The sequence below is a fragment of the Neisseria sp. HMSC067G12 genome (genome assembly GCF_001812725.1).
Classification (GTDB): domain Bacteria; phylum Pseudomonadota; class Gammaproteobacteria; order Burkholderiales; family Neisseriaceae; genus Neisseria; species Neisseria perflava.
This window is the reverse complement of sequence record NZ_KV810191.1, coordinates 1-744: the sequence shown is the minus strand read 5'-3', so window position 1 is coordinate 744 and position 744 is coordinate 1. Positions and strand designations below refer to the sequence as shown.

2 pseudogenes are annotated in these 744 nt (G+C 51.5%); both read left to right on the top strand.

Features of this window, described 5'->3' with window-relative positions:
• Positions 1-7: 7 nt before the first annotated feature.
• Positions 8-118: pseudogene (locus HMPREF2871_RS12060) on the top strand (primase-helicase zinc-binding domain-containing protein); the annotation flags it as partial.
• A gap of 81 nt (positions 119-199) precedes the next feature.
• Positions 200-744 (top strand): annotated as a pseudogene (locus tag HMPREF2871_RS03270) (DNA primase); the annotation flags it as partial.

Below are 744 nucleotides of genomic sequence, written 5' to 3'. Positions count from 1 at the left end.
GCGATACCTGAAAAACAAACACCAGCCCTGCCCCGCGTGTGGAGGGAAAGACCGTTTCAGATATGACGACAAGGACGGAAACGGCACATTCATTTGCAGCCATTACAACAACGGCGCGGGCGATGGTTTCGGCTTGGTAATGCACTTTTTCGGGTGTGATTTTCAGACGGCCTTAAAGCAGGTTTCAGGCGTTTTAGGCATGGATAATGCAGACCCTTTGCCGATACCGCCCAAACACCCACAAGCGCAACCATGCCCCGAAAAAGACCAAATCGAGAAACTGGCCGAATTGTGGAGAAGCACAGAACCTATCCGCCCCGATTCCCCTGTTATCCAGTATTTGAAATCACGCGGTTTGGACATGGCGCATTTGCCCGAAAACGTCCGTTTTCTACCTGAAAAAGACTATTGGACAACGGGCGCGGATAAGCCGCTTTTGCTTGGCCGTTTCCCCTGTATGGTTTGCGCTATCCGCGATATGGACGAAGAGCTACAAGGCTTACACCTAACCTATTTACAGCCTAGCTATGACAAGCCATGCGGAGAGGACGGACTACACGCCCCACGCTATCAGAAACTAGCAATCAAAGACCCTGAAACGGGCGAAACATTACCGGCAAAGAAAATGAGAAGCCGTAAGAAAGGCAGCATATCGGGGCAAGCCGTCCACTTGTTCCCGATTCCTGAAAATGGCCGTCTTGTCATTGCAGAGGGCATAGAAACCGCCCTTGCCGCCCGTGAATT